General features: G+C 48.6%; 15 protein-coding genes and 1 pseudogene. 8 read left to right on the top strand and 8 right to left on the bottom strand.

The window, feature by feature from the left end; all coding sequences use genetic code 11:
* Window positions 1-146 precede the first annotated feature (146 nt).
* Window positions 147-752, top strand: a complete 606-nt coding sequence (locus G9C99_RS11695; protein WP_166417695.1) for an alpha-ketoglutarate-dependent dioxygenase AlkB family protein — start codon at window positions 147-149, stop codon at window positions 750-752.
* Here the strand turns inward: G9C99_RS11695 and G9C99_RS11690 are convergent.
* Both G9C99_RS11690 and G9C99_RS11685 read right to left on the bottom strand, forming a co-directional pair.
* On the bottom strand, window positions 749-1,372 hold the full coding sequence (locus tag G9C99_RS11690; RefSeq protein WP_166417694.1) for a COG3650 family protein: 624 nt from the start codon (window positions 1,370-1,372) through the stop codon (window positions 749-751). The two genes, G9C99_RS11695 and G9C99_RS11690, sit on opposite strands and share 4 nt — an antisense overlap.
* Window positions 1,369-2,190 (bottom strand): ABC transporter permease, encoded by an 822-nt coding sequence (locus G9C99_RS11685; RefSeq protein ID WP_166417693.1) that lies wholly within the window; start codon window positions 2,188-2,190, stop codon window positions 1,369-1,371. Before G9C99_RS11685 ends, G9C99_RS11690 begins: the two co-directional genes overlap by 4 nt.
* Before the next feature lie 133 nt (window positions 2,191-2,323).
* Between G9C99_RS11685 and cysQ the strand changes: the two genes are divergently transcribed.
* The 7 genes from cysQ to G9C99_RS11650 all read left to right on the top strand — a co-directional run bounded on the left by cysQ (window position 2,324) and on the right by G9C99_RS11650 (window position 10,826).
* Window positions 2,324-3,121 carry a 3'(2'),5'-bisphosphate nucleotidase CysQ gene (cysQ, locus tag G9C99_RS11680; protein WP_166417692.1) on the top strand — a complete coding sequence of 266 codons (798 nt, stop codon included), beginning with the start codon at window positions 2,324-2,326 and terminating at the stop codon, window positions 3,119-3,121.
* Between the two features lie 2 nt (window positions 3,122-3,123).
* Window positions 3,124-4,350, top strand: coding sequence for a glycosyltransferase family 2 protein (locus G9C99_RS11675; RefSeq protein ID WP_166417691.1), 1,227 nt, complete (start codon window positions 3,124-3,126; stop codon window positions 4,348-4,350).
* Between the two features lie 151 nt (window positions 4,351-4,501).
* A complete protein-coding gene (gene galU / locus G9C99_RS11670) occupies window positions 4,502-5,395 on the top strand; it encodes a UTP--glucose-1-phosphate uridylyltransferase GalU (protein WP_166417690.1) in 894 nt (297 codons plus the stop codon).
* Window positions 5,396-5,433: 38 nt separating this feature from the next.
* On the top strand, window positions 5,434-6,666 hold the full coding sequence (locus G9C99_RS11665; RefSeq protein ID WP_166417689.1) for a glycosyltransferase family 4 protein: 1,233 nt from the start codon (window positions 5,434-5,436) through the stop codon (window positions 6,664-6,666).
* Window positions 6,667-6,708: 42 nt separating this feature from the next.
* Complete coding sequence (locus tag G9C99_RS11660; protein ID WP_166417688.1) at window positions 6,709-7,719, top strand: glycosyltransferase family 2 protein; 1,011 nt, start codon at window positions 6,709-6,711, stop codon at window positions 7,717-7,719.
* Window positions 7,716-9,413 carry a beta-1,6-N-acetylglucosaminyltransferase gene (locus tag G9C99_RS11655; RefSeq protein WP_166417687.1) on the top strand — a complete coding sequence of 566 codons (1,698 nt, stop codon included), beginning with the start codon at window positions 7,716-7,718 and terminating at the stop codon, window positions 9,411-9,413. The genes G9C99_RS11660 and G9C99_RS11655 overlap by 4 nt, the downstream gene beginning before the upstream one ends.
* 6 nt (window positions 9,414-9,419) lie before the next feature.
* Entirely contained in the window at window positions 9,420-10,826 is a 1,407-nt protein-coding gene (locus G9C99_RS11650) for a nodulation protein NodH (RefSeq protein WP_166417686.1), read from the top strand.
* 1 nt (window position 10,827) lies between these two features.
* On the opposite strand, the gene G9C99_RS11645 is transcribed toward G9C99_RS11650, so the two are convergent.
* The 6 genes and pseudogenes from G9C99_RS11645 to G9C99_RS11620 form a co-directional block, all read right to left on the bottom strand.
* Window positions 10,828-11,292 (bottom strand): PTS sugar transporter subunit IIA, encoded by a 465-nt coding sequence (locus G9C99_RS11645; RefSeq protein WP_166417685.1) that lies wholly within the window; start codon window positions 11,290-11,292, stop codon window positions 10,828-10,830.
* Between the two features lie 36 nt (window positions 11,293-11,328).
* Window positions 11,329-11,904 carry a ribosome hibernation-promoting factor, HPF/YfiA family gene (gene hpf / locus G9C99_RS11640; RefSeq protein ID WP_166417684.1) on the bottom strand — a complete coding sequence of 192 codons (576 nt, stop codon included), beginning with the start codon at window positions 11,902-11,904 and terminating at the stop codon, window positions 11,329-11,331.
* Between the two features lie 273 nt (window positions 11,905-12,177).
* The gene (gene lptB / locus G9C99_RS11635) at window positions 12,178-12,939 is read right to left on the bottom strand and encodes an LPS export ABC transporter ATP-binding protein (protein ID WP_166417683.1); all 762 of its coding nucleotides are present in this window, start codon (window positions 12,937-12,939) and stop codon (window positions 12,178-12,180) included.
* Window positions 12,939-13,448 (bottom strand): LptA/OstA family protein, encoded by a 510-nt coding sequence (locus tag G9C99_RS11630; RefSeq protein WP_166417682.1) that lies wholly within the window; start codon window positions 13,446-13,448, stop codon window positions 12,939-12,941. Before G9C99_RS11630 ends, lptB begins: the two co-directional genes overlap by 1 nt.
* A gap of 9 nt (window positions 13,449-13,457) precedes the next feature.
* Window positions 13,458-14,066: an LPS export ABC transporter periplasmic protein LptC gene (gene lptC, locus G9C99_RS11625; protein ID WP_166417681.1), complete on the bottom strand. Its 609-nt coding sequence runs from the start codon at window positions 14,064-14,066 to the stop codon at window positions 13,458-13,460.
* A 119-nt stretch (window positions 14,067-14,185) separates the two neighbouring features.
* Window positions 14,186-14,787, bottom strand: a pseudogene (locus G9C99_RS11620) (ribonuclease D).
* Window positions 14,788-14,966: the final 179 nt, after the last annotated feature.

Genomic DNA, 14,966 nt, shown 5'->3' with positions numbered 1-14,966 from the left:
CCCAGTATTGACCGGGGTATCCCCGATCAGGCTTCTAGGCGTATATAAGGATGCAAAAAGGGTGCTGCAAGCCGCTCGTTGATGGATTCTTGCGGAAAAATCAGCATCAATTGCAGGTATTTGCTTAACGACTCGTGAGGAAATGGATGAAACCAACGCTAATGGTGCGAAATGCATCCGTATTTAAGGGATGTTTGAACGCGGGTCAGCAAAGTGATTTGGTTTCTGAGTTACGTGAAATTGCACGCATCGCACCCCCATTTTCACCACAAACCCCCTATGGGAAACCGATGTCCGTTAAGTTGACGTCGGCTGGTGATTTCGGTTGGCTGTCTGATGCACATGGGTATCGGTATTCGGAGACACACCCCAATGGCGCGCGTTGGCCTGAAATCCCTCAGTCGTTGTTGTCACTTTGGTTTTTGCTGACAGGTGTAAGCCGCGCACCTAACAGCTGCCTGATCAACTTTTATGGCGAAGGTGCAAAAATGGGGATGCATCAGGATCGAGATGAAAAGTGCTTTGATTGGCCGGTGTTGTCGATTTCACTTGGGGATGAGGCGTTGTTTCGGATCGGCGGTGCAACGCGGTCCGGTTCAACGGAATCCCTTTGGCTTTCGTCAGGTGACGTTGTTGTTTTGGGGGATGAGGCGCGCTTGGCATATCACGGGATAGACCGCATTCGTTTTGGTAGCAGTGGATTGCTGCCAAAAGGCGGTCGGGTGAATGTGACCTTGCGCGTTGTGGATTAGTTACCTAGCCGACAGCAGCCTTCAAGAACACGGCGCTCATACGGTGTATGATCGGAAATAAAGAGCGCGGCGAAGCCATAGTCTCGGTCGCTCATACCGTCAGAGCAATATTGCCGGGTCAATATGATCTCTGCGCTTTTGTCCCCGTTTTGAACCTGAATAACCAATGGGAAAGACTGGCGTGATGCAGCAACATTGCGACGTACTTCGGTCATTTGGGTCGGGCCGTCTGCAATAATATCGTCGTATTCAACGATGGAATTCGGTAGAAACGCCAACCCCCAAAAGGGTTCCGTTCCGCTGCAGATCATATTCCGCGTTATCTGATCGTGGGTTTGGCCCGGTTGACGTGTCAAAAAGCTGACAGAGGCCCAGCCAGATATTTCATCAAGCGCGACGCGCGCCCATCTTTGATCATCCGAAAGATGCAAAACCTCGATATCGGTTTGGTTGGGCCGTAGGGATGAAACGATAGGGGCTGAACCTGTTGGCGCTTCGCGTACATTTAGTACATCGTTCGCCACTACGCCGCTGACATCATAGAGCGCGGGGAGTTCCCATTCCTGCGCGAAAACCGGGACCGCAAAAAAAGCGAGAAAAATCCAAACAACATGTTTCAACTACGTGCCCCCCAACTAGCGGAAGCGTTCTTCCGCGTGTAAAATTCGCCCATCAAGCCAATCATAATAAGCGTGAGGCTCAGATAAACTGTATAAGAAACCGAAGTATGGTGTGGGTTGTAGTTTAAAAAAGTATACCCACGTGCCTGATCGATGGAGTGGAAAAGCGGGTTCCATGTAAACATCGGCAAGACAAAGCTTGGCAGAGAATTTGCGACAAACATTTTACCCGAAGCGAGCATGTTCGCGCGTTGATAAATCTGTGTGCCAATACTGACGAAACCAGGAAACCAAGGTTTCAGCGCGAGGAAAATCATTCCGACGGCGACACCAGAAAACCACGCCAGCAAAAAACAACCAACTGCAGCCACGGGTTTGAAAACGTACACAGGCGTAACGGCCACGTGGTACAAAAACAAAACTAAAGCTGCTGATAATAGCTGGATATACAAAATTGAGAGCGCAGATGAGCAGATGGAAACGGCTGTGCTCATGGGCGCATGAAGCATCATTGCAGAAGCTGGGCCTTCCGATCCGGCGACCGCCCCCATAGCTTTTGTATGGGTCAAAAAGAGAAAGATGCCGGAAAGAATATATAACATGAAATCGCCGCGGATGGCGGAACCTTTCACACCAAGAAGCGAAAACATCACATAAAAAACGCCAGCAAGCACAATAGTTTGCAGCATAGCCATAAACAAGCTGAAGAGTGCATTGTTATGTGTTTTTCGCACACTCCGGGCTGTTACGTGATAGATCAGCTCAAGAATTGAGAGAGCGGACGTAAAGATGTTCTTGCGACGTTTATATTCAAACATACCAAAACCTGCTGGCTTATTTCAGCCTCTATGATGCACGGAAAATCTTGCTGTTTCCTTAGAGAGGCATAATAAAGGAGATAAGTGTATTTTACAATAATGGGGCAAGTACCCCAATAGCACGGAGCAGAACTTGGACTTTGAACGCCTCATACCCGTTATTCGACGCTTGGCCCTAGAGGGCGGCGCAAAAATCATGGAAATTTACAATGCCGATGATTTTGACGTCAAAGTAAAATCTGATGATAGCCCCGTGACGGAGGCGGATGAGGCCGCAGATGCGATCATTTCCGCCGGATTACGCGACGCTTTTCCTGAAGTATTATTGGTGACTGAAGAACAATCCGGAACCCACAAAGAAAACGCTGAGAACTTCTTAATTGTCGATCCATTGGATGGGACCAAAGAGTTCATTAAGCGTCGTGGGGACTTCACCGTTAATATCGCCTATGTCGAAAACGGCGTACCTGTGCGTGGTGTGGTTTATGCACCGGCAAAGGGGCGTTTGTTTATCACGGATGCTTCTGGCCAAACTTTCGAAGAGTTTGGTGATTTTGCGCTGGATACGCCGGGTGAGATGAAGCCAATTTCTGTTTCTACACCGAACAATGCTGCGCTTTTGATTGTTGCGTCCAAATCGCATAGAGATCAGGCAACAGAGGATTACATCAATAAGTACTCGGTTGCGGATTCCAAAAGCGCGGGCTCATCATTGAAATTCTGCCTTGTCGCAACGGGAGAGGCGGACATTTATCCGCGCGTTGGCCGGACAATGGAATGGGATACCGCTGCAGGTCATGCAGTATTATCGGGTGCAGGCGGACACGTTGTGCGCTTTGATGATCATACACCGTTGGTTTATGGAAAAGAAGATTATGCCAACCCGTTTTTCATTGCATACGCCCCCGGCGTTGACTTGAAGCAGGCTTAACGATGTCCCCGACCGTCAGCGTTATTGTTGTCAGTCGGGGACGCCCCGCAAGCCTAAAGCGGACACTTTTGGGCGTCTCTCAGCTTTGGTATCGTTCTTTCGAGATTATTGTTGTTGCAGACCAGGCAGGATGTAATGCCGTCCGGGGTTTGCCCATGGCAGAGCATATTTGTGTGAATCTGTTTGAAGATGCGAATATCTCTGCGGCAAGAAACCAAGGTTTAGCAAAGGCCGCTGGTGACATTGTCGCGTTCATAGACGATGACGCGGTACCTGAGCCAAATTGGCTAACCGAAATAGTCGCGCCGTTCAAGGAAGGTCAAGTTGCAGCGGTAGGCGGCTATGTCATCGGGCGCAACGGCTTTTCGTTTCAATGGCAAGGGCGAAGTGTAGACGGCAGCGGGCAAACCAAAGCGCTCGCCGTAAACACGTTGCCGTTTGAAGTTTTTGAAGCGGATTCAGCTAAGGCGACCAAAACCGAAGGAACCAATTGTGCGTTTCGCAGGGAAATGCTGTTGGCGCTGGGCGGGTTTGATCCTGCATACAGGTTCTATAACGATGAGACAGACCTGAATATGCGCATAGCCTTGGCTGGTTATGCGACCGCAATTTGTCCCAAAGCGTTGGTGCATCACGGCTATGAGGCCAGCGCGTGCCGCCGAGCTGATCGTGTTCCTAAATCCTTGTTTGAGATTGGCGCTAGCATCGCCGTGTTTTTGAGGAAGTTCGCTCCGGCATCAGAAATTTCTGAATTGATTGCCCGAGAACGATTAGAGCAACATAAGCGGCTCGAACGATTCCTTATCTCAGGGCAATTGCCTCTGGGGCAGCTTTCGACTCTTTTACAAAGCTTTGACCGCGGCGTCGCAGATGGAAACCAGCGTTTAATTGCCCCTTTGCTGCCTGTAGTATCATCACACCGCCAATTTGATGCATTTCCGTCACAGCCCCCCCGTGTCGAAGTGATGAGTGGACGAATCTGGCAAATAAAAAAGCTTAAACAGAGAGCGGCTGAGCAGGTTTCTCAGGGAAAAAACGTGAGGCTGTATGTGTTTAGCTATACCTGTTTATTCCATCGTCGCGTGTATACTGCGTCAGGGTATTGGTTGCAGGTCGGAGGGGTGTTTGGGCGATCCCGTCGAACGGATCCTCTTATCAGAAAGTATACTTTCAATAGTAGGTTGAAAGAGGAAATCCGCTGGGCGGAGTGCCCGCCGAGTGCAAATTAGGGTCTTTTTGATTTTTAAACTCCTATGTGGTTAAATTTTCCCAAAAGAAAGATGAGAATGCCATAATTCAGCCTAAGAATCGTCGAAAGTTAAATGCATGAATGCGGTGTCTCTGATTGAATGTTGGAGAGGGCAGTGATTAAGGTGCGAAATGAGTAGAAAAGTTACAAAAGCTATTTTCCCAGTTGCAGGAATGGGAACCCGTTTTTTGCCGGCAACTAAAGCCGTGCCAAAGGAAATTATGACCTTGGTGGATCGGCCATTGATCCAGTATGCGATTGATGAGGCGCGCGCCGCAGGTATTACCGAATTTATTTTTGTAACATCGCGAGGGAAAAGCGCGCTCGAAGATTATTTTGATGCCGCGCCTGAGCTTGAGAGCTCTTTGAAGCGTAAAGGTAAAACCGAACTTCTGGAAACCCTGCAAGCCACGAATATGGAAAGCGGCGCAATTGCCTATATTCGTCAACACCAAGCGCTGGGCCTTGGTCATGCTGTATGGTGTGCGCGTCGCTTGATCGGGGATGAGCCTTTTGCTGTTATTCTTCCTGACGATGTTGTTGCAGCAGAAAAGCCATGCCTTCAGCAGATGGTTGAAGCGTATGAGGAAACTGGTGGCTGTATGGTCGCCGCAATGGAAGTGCCCCGTAGCAAGGTCTCTTCCTATGGTGTCCTCGATGTAAAAGAGGACATGGGCAACATGGTCTCTGCACGTGGTATGGTTGAAAAACCTGCTCGTGAAGAGGCTCCGTCAAACCTTGCTGTGATCGGTCGCTATATTCTTACTCCAAATGTTCTAAATAATCTGAACACAATGAAGTCCGGCGCTGGTGGCGAAATTCAATTGACGGATGCAATCGGTACCGAGCTTGAAAATGGTCGCGATGTTTATGGATACCGGTTCCGAGGGCAACGCTATGATTGCGGTTCTAAAGCGGGTTTCTTGCAGGCGACTGTGGCATTTGCGTTGGCACGTCCAGATTTGCGTGGTGAATTTTCGCAATACCTTGATGAAATGATGTCAGTACGTAACGCTGCAGAGTAAGATACGTACAGCAAAAAAAAAACGAAAGGAAAAGGTGCATGACTAAACGAGTCGCGCCTTTTCCTCGGCTTTTGGATTTAACGCGCTTGTCTAGCAGGGTCGGGCGCGGCCCACACACCGGCGTTGATCGTGTTGAACTCACTTATCTGAAAACATTGCTCGGGCGAGATGGGCCTATATATGGCTTGGTACATATCGGCCCAGACTATGTTGTCTTGGGGCGTTCTGGCCTAAATGCGTTTCTGGAGCGGATTGAGGAGCGTGTGCAATGGGGTGCGCCTAGTATCACCTCCCACTTGCATCGTCGGGCATCTTATCAGCGTAGATCGGTTATTTCGGACCTTAGGCGTTTGGCGTTGCACCGGTGCTTTGCGCGGGGGCTTCCGAAATGTTTGCGTAAATTGGGTGCGAACTTATCGTATCTGAACGTGGGTCACAGCAATTTGCGCAAGAATGCCTTTGATGCGGTTCATTCTGTAACTGGTGGGCGGGCTACGGTGTTGGTGCATGATGTCATTCCGCTGGATCACCCTGAATTTCAAAGAGCCGGCACCGTAAAAGCATTTGAGGTGCGAATGAGAGTCGTGGGATGCTATGCCGACCACGTCATTTACAATTCCCTTTATAGCCAGCAACGCGCCGAATTTTATTTTTCCCAATGGGGGCGGGTGCCCGATGGAACGGTTGCGCATCTTGGGGTCGAAACAGTATCTGCGACACCAAATGTTTCGCGTAAAAAACCCTATTTCGTAACGATTGGAACGATTGAACCCCGTAAAAACCATGCGTTGTTATTGCAGGTATGGCAAAACATGTACGAGAGCATGACAGAGGCTGACATTCCACACCTTTATATGGTTGGAAATCGAGGCTGGAACAACGAAGCCGTTTTTGCAGAGCTTGATAATGCTGCCTATGTGGGGTGTGTCGTGCATGAACTTTCAGGGCTACCTGATACGGAAATGTTCAACCTACTTGCTGGTGCCGAGGCTTTATTGTTTCCAAGTTTGGTCGAAGGGTTTGGTTTGCCGTTGCTTGAGGCCGCGCAGCTGGAAGTGCCAATTCTCTGTATGGATTTAGATGTTTATCGGGAGTTTTTGGGCAATGTTCCCATTTACCTTAAGCAAAATGATCCATATGCATGGGAAGCAGAAATTAAGAATTTCATGTCAAATAGAGATGACGAAGTTCGTTTAGGGATGCACGGAAACCGCAGTTTTCAAATGCCTACTTGGGATGATCACTTCAACCTTGTTTTAAAGGTTGTTTGATACGTAAAGTGGGGATGAGTAGAGTGGAGCGTTGGAAAAGCTTTGAGCGCATTAAGGTCATATCGTTTGCGAATTCAGCGAAAGCGTTGGTTGGCGCGCGCGTTCCGTAAACGACGTGAAATGATTTCGGTTGTTGATCGCTCCAAAGAAGTTAAGCGTAACGACATTCTAATTTTTTCAACTCTGCGAAATGAACTTATTCGGCTGCCATATTTTCTAAAATACTACCGCGATATGGGTGTGGATCATTTCTTTTTCGTGGACAATGACAGCACGGATGGCAGCCGGGAATTCTTGGCAGGACAGCCCGATGTTTCCTTATGGACGGCTGAGGCAGGATACAAACGCGCGCGGTTTGGCGTGGATTGGCTGAATTGGCTGCAGTTTAGACACGCCCCTGGGCATTGGGCGCTGACAGTCGATGTCGATGAGTTTTTGGTCTACCCATTTTGCGACACGCGTTCATTGCATGCTTTGACCGACTGGCTCGACGCATCTTCAATTCGTTCGTTTGGGGCGATGTTGTTGGATATGTATCCTAAAGGGTCGATCAATAAACAACCTTATACAGCTGGCCAGGATCCGTTTGAGATCGCGTCATGGTTTGACAGCGGAAATTATATGATTTCCAAAAACCGGCTGTATGGAAACCTGTGGATTCAGGGGGGGCCGCGCGCTCGGCGCTTTTTCCCAGACAATCCAGAGCGTGCGCCTGCATTGAATAAAATCCCTTTGGTGAAATGGGATCGAAGCTATGCCTATGTCTCTTCGACGCATTCAATTTTACCCCGTGGTCTAAACCTTATTTACGATGAGTGGGGCGGAGAGAAAGCGTCGGGATGCTTAATGCATGCAAAGTTTCTAAGTACTTTTGCAGGGAAAGCATCAGAGGAACTTTTGCGTAAACAGCATTATGCCAACAGTCATGAATACAAGGCGTATCAGGCCCAGCTGGAAGATGATCCAGATTTGTGGTGCAAGTGGTCTGAGAAATATATAAATTGGCGCCAGCTTGAAATACTCGGTCTTATGTCAAAAGGGAATTGGGCATGAGCGTTGGTATCATCATGCTCGTTCATACTTCTTTTAATCGCGCAGCTGAGGTTGCGCGCCATTGGTCTAACAATGGATGTCCTGTTGTCATTCACGTAGATAAGAATGTCAAAAATCAGGACTATAATGATTTTGTAGAAAGCTTAGCTGGATACGATCAAATTCAATTTTCGACCCGTAAGCGATGCGAGTGGGGCACTTGGTCTATTGTTGAGGCGACGCTGATCGCCGCTGAAAAGCTGTTAAAGACCAACCCAGAGGTGCGGCATGTGTTTCTGGCGTCCGGTTCTTGTCTGCCGCTGCGCCCTGTTTCAGAATTGCGCCATTATTTGGCGGCGCGTCCTCGGGTGGATTTCATCGAATCCGCGACCACACAAGATGTGTCATGGACCGTTGATGGTTTGGATGCCGAGCGCTTTACACTTAGGTTTCCCTTTAGCTGGAAACGGCAGCGGTTTTTGTTTGATCGCTATGTTCGATTGCAGCGAAAAGTACGGTTTAAGCGACGGATACCTGCCGGGTTGGTGCCGCATATGGGATCGCAATGGTGGTGTCTCACGCGGCAGACTTTGACAGCGCTGCTTGAGGATCCTGAACGGGCGACCTATGACGCTTACTTTCGAAAGGTGTGGATTCCGGACGAGAGCTACTTTCAGACCTTAACACGGCTATATTCCACGAATATTGAAAGTAGATCGCTGACGCTGTCTAAGTTTGACTTTCAGGGAAAGCCTCATATCTTTTACGATGATCATTTGCAGTTGTTGCGTCGTTCAGACTGTTTTGTTGCGCGGAAGATATGGCCGCGTGCAGATCGATTGTACGAAGCTTTTCTGGATGAAAATCCAAACGAAGGCAGCCGCGCTGAGCCCAATCCAGGCAAGATCAATCAGCTATTTTCGAAAGCGGTTGAGCGCAGAACAAAAGGGCGGCCTGGCCTGTTTATGCAAAGCCGTTTCCCGAACCGTAGTTGGGAAAATGGCGTAACATCCGGCCCATATACAGTGTTTCAAGGGTTTTCGGACCTGTTTGAAGATTTTGAAGGTTGGCTTGCCCGATCCACCGGGACACGCGTGCATGGTCATTTGTTTGCGCAGGAACGCGTGGAATTTGAAGGTCGCCAAGAAAACTACCTAGGCGCATTGTCTGACGCTGCATTGCTACGGGATTATAATCCTCAGGCGTTTTTAACCAATTTGATTTGGAACAGTCGGGGAGAACGACAAAGTTTCCAGTTCAGCCCGCGCGATAACCAAAAAATTGTTGAGCTTTTGGCGCGTGATGCCAATGCGCAGATTTTGGTTATTACCGGGGCGTGGGCTGTCCCGCTGTTTTATTCCAACGCCAATTTTTCTGAAATCCGGGTTGCAGCCGCACGCCAGCAAAAGCTGGAAGGGGATTTTGTGGAGTTGTTGCGGAAGTCTTATTCAAAGGCACGTTTTCGTATTTGGTCGATGGCGGACTTTGTTCAATTACCGATGGAACCACTGCAGGGTATTATCGATGACATTGGCCCACGTGGCCAAAGACGTTTAACCGAAGCGCCAAAAATGGTGGATTTGGAAGGGTTCGGACAATTTTTGCAAAACCTTAAAAATCAGGGCATGCACCCGCATTTGGTCGGTGATTTCCGGTCGGACGAAGAAAATGACGCATCGCGCAGGAAACAGCGCAAACCTTATCTTGTGAAATAGGCTGATATGTCCAAACCTTTTGATACGTTTATTGTGTTTGCTGAGATGCGGACAGGATCTAATTTTCTGGAAACAAACTTAAATGAGTTTCCCGATATTCAGTGCCACGGTGAAGCGTTCAATCCGCATTTTATCGGCTATCCCAAACGTGATGATATATTGAGGGTGACGCAAAAAGCGCGGGAAAAGAACCCAGATGCGCTGTTGACTGCGATTGCCACCGAAAGCGACGGAATAGGTGGATTTCGATATTTCCATGATCATGATGCGCGCGTGCTGGAAAAAGTATTGTCAGATCAGCGTTGCGGCAAAGTTGTTTTGACGCGAAACCCGGTCGAAAGCTACGTGTCGTGGAAAATTGCCCAAGAAACCGGGCAGTGGAAATTAACCAATGTAAAGCATCATAAAACCGCAAAAATTCGCTTTGATGCGCAGGAATTTGAAACCCATTTAAACGCGCAGCGTGCGTTTCAGTTAAGGTTGCTAAACGGGCTTCAGGCCTCCGGGCAAACTGCGTTCTATATCGCATACGAAGACCTACAGGACGTAGATGTTATAAATGGACTCGCGCAATTCTTAGGCAGTGAGCATATGCTCGAGCATGTGTCTAAGGCGATAAAAAAGCAAAACCCGTCTAGCCTACAAGATAAGGTCGTAAACTACGCGGAAATGGAAGCTGAACTTTCGCGCATTGATCATTTTGATTTGGGGCGCACGCCTAATTTTGAGCCACGTCGTGGTCCTGCCGTACCCAGCTTTCATGCAGTGGAGAAATTGCTGTATCTCCCTGTTAAGGGCGGGATTGATAGCGAAATTGCTAAATGGATGGCGCAGTCTGACGAGGATCTGCAGTCTAGCTTTACTCAAAAAACGTTGCGCCAATGGAAGCGCAAACATTCCGGGCATCGCAGTTTTAGCGTCGTAATGCATCCAGCGGCGCGAGCGCATTCGGTGTATTGTAATTTGATTTTGAACACGGGCGAAGGTGGCTTCACCGACATTCGGGAAACTTTGCGAAAAGAATTCAAAATCCCTTTGCCAAAATCGGTCTCTCCAGAAGAATATGATAAAGTACGCCATCGAACGTGTTTTTTGGCGTTTTTGGCATTTCTTAAGAAAAACTTGGCTGGACAAACAAGCGTTCGCATCGATCCAGCGTGGGCGTCACAGGCTGTGATCGTGCAAGGTTTTGCACAGTTTAGCACACCAGATATGGTGCTAAGAGCCGAAAATATACGGGATGAGCTTGCGTATTTATGCACTATAACTCGCTGCGATCTTCCGCTGTTCGAAGATCGAAGTGCTGACCAACCATTTATGTTAGCAGATATTTATGATGCAGAAGTGGAAGCCGCTGCAAAAGCGGCTTACCAAAAAGATTACATGATGTTTGGCTACCAAGCCTGGGCGTAATCTACGCGGCTTGGGATGCTTGATCAGCTGTTAAAATCGCGTGCAATGTGGTCGCATCTGCGTTGGCCCGTAATTTTGCACATATGTTGGAATTACGCATTGTCCGTGACACAAGAGCGAGTGCCTTTAGATGCTCAACCCCAGAATCTTGAGGTGCAAAAAGCGCAAAAACAAGGTCAACAGGTTGGCGATCTACAGCGTTAAAATCCAGTGGGGTTTCGAAGCGAACGAACACGCCTACAACGGATTCGAGGCCAGCCAAACGAGCGTGAGGCAAAGCAATGCCCTGGCCTACGCCTGTTGGGCCTAGGTTTTCACGCTCTTGCAAGGCCTCAGCTGTTGTCGTGGGGCACATGCCATACGCAGCCGATGCGATCTCTCCCAAATTTTGGAAGAGGCGCTTCTTGCTAGTTGCACTTGCCATAACCTTCACCGCCTGAGGCGCTAAAATGCTCGATAGTTCCATGTGCCTTTAGTTTCTACGTATGCCTACAGAGACCTGTTAGGCGCCGTCTTGTGGATCGATCCAGCCGATATTTCCGTCTTCGCGACGGTATACGACATTCACGCCTTTGTTGCCTTCATTGCGAAAAACGAGCACAGGCGCCCCGGCCAATTCCATTTGCATGACTGCTTCACCAACTGAGAGTGATGGAACTTTGGATTCCATCTCAGCGATGATCATGGGTTGGAGACCTGCAGGTTCCTGATCGTCGTTTTCTACTTCTGCGGCGAGGATATACGACGAAGCGCCGAAATGTTCAACGGGTTGTGCGCGATCTTTGTGATGGTCTTTCAACCTGCGCTTATATCGCCGCAGTTGTTTTTCCATTTTTTCGCCACAGGAATCGAGTGCGGCGTAAATTTCTGTAGCGTGTGCCTTGGCTTGTGCAGTCAATCCGGTTGAAAGATGAATCGTTGCCTCACAGACATATTCATGTGCGTCTTTGGAAAAGACGACCAAAGCATCGGTGGGGCGTTCCGCATATTTTGCGATAATCTCTCCGAGTTCTGATTTTACATGACTTTGTAGTGCTTCACCGATATCAATTTGCTTTCCGCTGATCTGGTACCGCATTAACGCTCCTTTATGATTGAAAACGGCCGCTATTCTCCAGAGAGAGTGACGACCAATCGATAAGTTTTAGATAAGAGTAGCGCGTCTTGATTTTAGCAAGGGCGCTTGGCGCACGGCTATGTCTTTTCCGTGCAAATGTAATGATGCAAAAATCTGTCATCCCCTGTATTTGGCGCTAGAATGCAGGGGAATGTCAACTATGGTTTTGGGCGGTTTTACGCCAAAATCTGAAAAATGCTTTGTTGTTGGTATGTTGTGCAGAGATGGTCGAGCTTAGGAAATTCGGAAATTTTGACCGAGATAAACCCGGCGCACGTTTTCATCCTGAACAACTTCGTCTGTTGTGCCGCTCATGAGCACACGCCCATCATGCAAAATATAGGCGCGGTCGACAATTTCTAGGGTTTCACGAACGTTATGATCAGTGATCAGAACACCGATTCCCCTTGTTTTTAACTCTGAAACAAGGTTGCGAATTTCGCCAACTGCGATTGGATCAACACCAGCGAAGGGTTCATCTAACAGCAGATATTTTGGGTTTGCAGCAAGGCAGCGTGCGATCTCAACACGCCGGCGTTCACCCCCAGATAAGGCAAGGGAAGGCGCACGACGTAAATGTTCAATTGAAAAATCTGATAAGAGTTCTTCAAGCCGCTCACGCCGCTTGTGACGGTTTTTTTCCGAAATTTCGAGAATCGCTAAAATGTTATCTTCGACGTTCATCCCGCGGAAAATGGAAACTTCTTGGGGCAGATACCCAATGCCCAGTTTTGCCCGCCGGTACATTGGCAATGTTGTGACATCTTGGCCATCAATCAGGACATGCCCGCCTTCTGGTGTGACGAGGCCAGCGATCGAATAAAAGCAAGTTGTTTTCCCAGATCCGTTTGGGCCGAGTAATGCAACAACTTCGCCTCGCGCTAGCTGTATGCTCACGTCTCGAATAACGGGGCGTTTCTTATAGCTTTTGCGGAGGTTTTGAATTTCAAGCCCAGAAGAGCCTTCGGTCAAAGTCAATTCAGGTTGGCCGGCCATCAGTTGTTGCCACCAGATTGCAAAATAGTTTGTACGCGTCCCTCCATGCGGGCGGTGCCCGATGTCAGGTCAATGACCATGCTGTTTGCAGAAAGGGCATTCTGCCCCTGTGTCAGTAATACATTCCCTGTCATCACGATGGTTGACGATCCAATGGTATATACAGCTTGTTCTGCTTCGGCGGCTTCGGCTCCGTTTACGATTGTTACACCGCCGGACGCATGTAGTTTAGAAATCTGACCGGTGTTTTGTGCATCGCCAGCCGCGTATTCAACGCGGATACTACCAGCAGACAGCCGAAGTGATCCTTGGCCAACTACAACATTACCGGAAAAAACGGCAGATCCATCGGACTGGTCGACACTAAGTTGGTCGGCGGTTACCTCGACGGGAAGTGAGGCGTCATGCTGCAGTCCACCAAATGCGACTTGGGCACCTTGTGCCAAAACAGGGGAGGAAAAATGAACGGAAGCGCACAAAATAAGTGCGAAAGCCAATATGTTCTTCATAGTTACCCCTTAGTTTTGCGGTGTATATATCAGTTTAACGCCCTCATTGAAAATAAGAACATACTGATTTGGTGTTTCTTCTAACGCTTCTATATGCGCACGCCCGGCAGTCAACGTACCGAAAGGGCCAATAGCATCAATTTGACCATCGGTGATAAACAGCGATCCATCTATAGACGTTGTTATCGCGTCAGTATCAATTTCGAATCCTGACGATGTGGAAAGATGAACTTGATCTTCTAATCGGGCAACTTGGGTTGCGTCATCTAATCCACCTTTGCCCGCCGTTGCCGTAAAGGATAGACCAGATGGTGTCTCAATTGACATAGACAGGTTTTCAGCCGTGAATTGCCCCTGGTTACCGCTATCGGGCCGTACAGTTTGCGCGGTGAATGATAGCATTTCACCGTTCGCTGTTACGCCAGAATAGGCAGGCTGGGACATACGCTGTTCTCTGGACAGTGCATCGAGGTCAACATCTGCAAACGGAATGGCTTGATCCGGAGAAATACCACGCGAAAATAGAAAAAGCGTCGCCAACAACAACAGCCCCGCCAAAGGAAGCGCTATTTTTGTCCATAGTATGAACCTGGAATACGTGTCGTTGAGCGATGCCATTTGCGTACCGTTGCGAGAATTGTTCAAAACATGGTGACGCAGGCGCGCCAAATCAAGCGTATCAGGTGCAACCCAATACACCTATAGAGTTGGATCGCAAACTTTTGCCAATACCCAACTTAATGCGAGAAAATATCGATTTCTGGCCAACCTTCTAGATCTAGCAAGGCGCGTGTAGGCAGGAAGTCAAAGCAAGATTGAGCTAACGCAGTCCGTCCTTCACGCTCTAACCGTTCATTGAGTTTTTCGCGCAGTTTAATACATCGGATGCGGCATACGATAGCTGCGCTTCCGTCAGGTTTTCGGCACCCCAATCGCTCATTTGTTGCTGCTTGGAAATATCCGTGTTTAGCAATTCCTGCATCAAGTTTTTTAAGCCGTGGCGGTCGGTATAAGTCCGCACCATTTTGGACGCGATTTTTGTGCAGTAAACTGGTGCTGTGACGGTGCCAAAGGCATTGTGCATTGCGGCAATGTCAAAACGACCAAAGTGAAATAGCTTTAACACATTTGGGTCGGCCAGCATCTTACACAGATTTGGGGCTTCAGTTTGTCCTTTAGCAACTTGAACAAGATGGGCGTTTCCGTCTCCGCCTGACATTTGGATTACGCACAGACGGTCGCGGTGCGGGTTTAAGCCCATGGTTTCGCAATCGATTGCAACAATTGGGCCAAGATCTAAATCGTCTGGAAGGTCGTTCTGATATAGGAAATTCGCCACGTCGGCCTCATGAAGTAAGGTGAAAGGAATGCGTCGCATGTTCATCATACCGCTCGGAATTTGTCAAACAACGCGGGGCTAATAGTGCTGTCCCATGAGTAAAGTGCATAAAGCCATGAGATCGGGGTGGGGTGACACGGGCCAGTTGGCGATTTAGGGGTGTCGTTAAGAGCTGAACA

Source organism: Cochlodiniinecator piscidefendens (genome assembly GCF_011326755.1).
Classification (GTDB): Bacteria; Pseudomonadota; Alphaproteobacteria; order Rhodobacterales; family Rhodobacteraceae; genus Cochlodiniinecator; species Cochlodiniinecator piscidefendens.
This window is presented reverse-complemented; position numbering and strand designations above follow the sequence as displayed.

Excerpts from the sequence above, each read along its gene's own strand:
- G9C99_RS11695 (WP_166417695.1), top strand. The coding sequence starts at position 147 with ATGAAACCAACGCTAATGGTGCGAAATGCATCCGTATTTAAGGGATGT.
- G9C99_RS11685 (WP_166417693.1), bottom strand. The coding sequence starts at position 2,190 with ATGTTTGAATATAAACGTCGCAAGAACATCTTTACGTCCGCTCTCTCA.
- G9C99_RS11675 (WP_166417691.1), top strand. The coding sequence starts at position 3,124 with ATGTCCCCGACCGTCAGCGTTATTGTTGTCAGTCGGGGACGCCCCGCA.
- galU (WP_166417690.1), top strand. The coding sequence starts at position 4,502 with ATGAGTAGAAAAGTTACAAAAGCTATTTTCCCAGTTGCAGGAATGGGA.
- G9C99_RS11665 (WP_166417689.1), top strand. The coding sequence starts at position 5,434 with ATGACTAAACGAGTCGCGCCTTTTCCTCGGCTTTTGGATTTAACGCGC.
- G9C99_RS11655 (WP_166417687.1), top strand. The coding sequence starts at position 7,716 with ATGAGCGTTGGTATCATCATGCTCGTTCATACTTCTTTTAATCGCGCA.
- G9C99_RS11650 (WP_166417686.1), top strand. The coding sequence starts at position 9,420 with ATGTCCAAACCTTTTGATACGTTTATTGTGTTTGCTGAGATGCGGACA.
- G9C99_RS11645 (WP_166417685.1), bottom strand. The coding sequence starts at position 11,292 with ATGGAACTATCGAGCATTTTAGCGCCTCAGGCGGTGAAGGTTATGGCA.
- hpf (WP_166417684.1), bottom strand. The coding sequence starts at position 11,904 with ATGCGGTACCAGATCAGCGGAAAGCAAATTGATATCGGTGAAGCACTA.
- lptB (WP_166417683.1), bottom strand. The coding sequence starts at position 12,939 with ATGGCCGGCCAACCTGAATTGACTTTGACCGAAGGCTCTTCTGGGCTT.
- G9C99_RS11630 (WP_166417682.1), bottom strand. The coding sequence starts at position 13,448 with ATGAAGAACATATTGGCTTTCGCACTTATTTTGTGCGCTTCCGTTCAT.
- lptC (WP_166417681.1), bottom strand. The coding sequence starts at position 14,066 with ATGGCATCGCTCAACGACACGTATTCCAGGTTCATACTATGGACAAAA.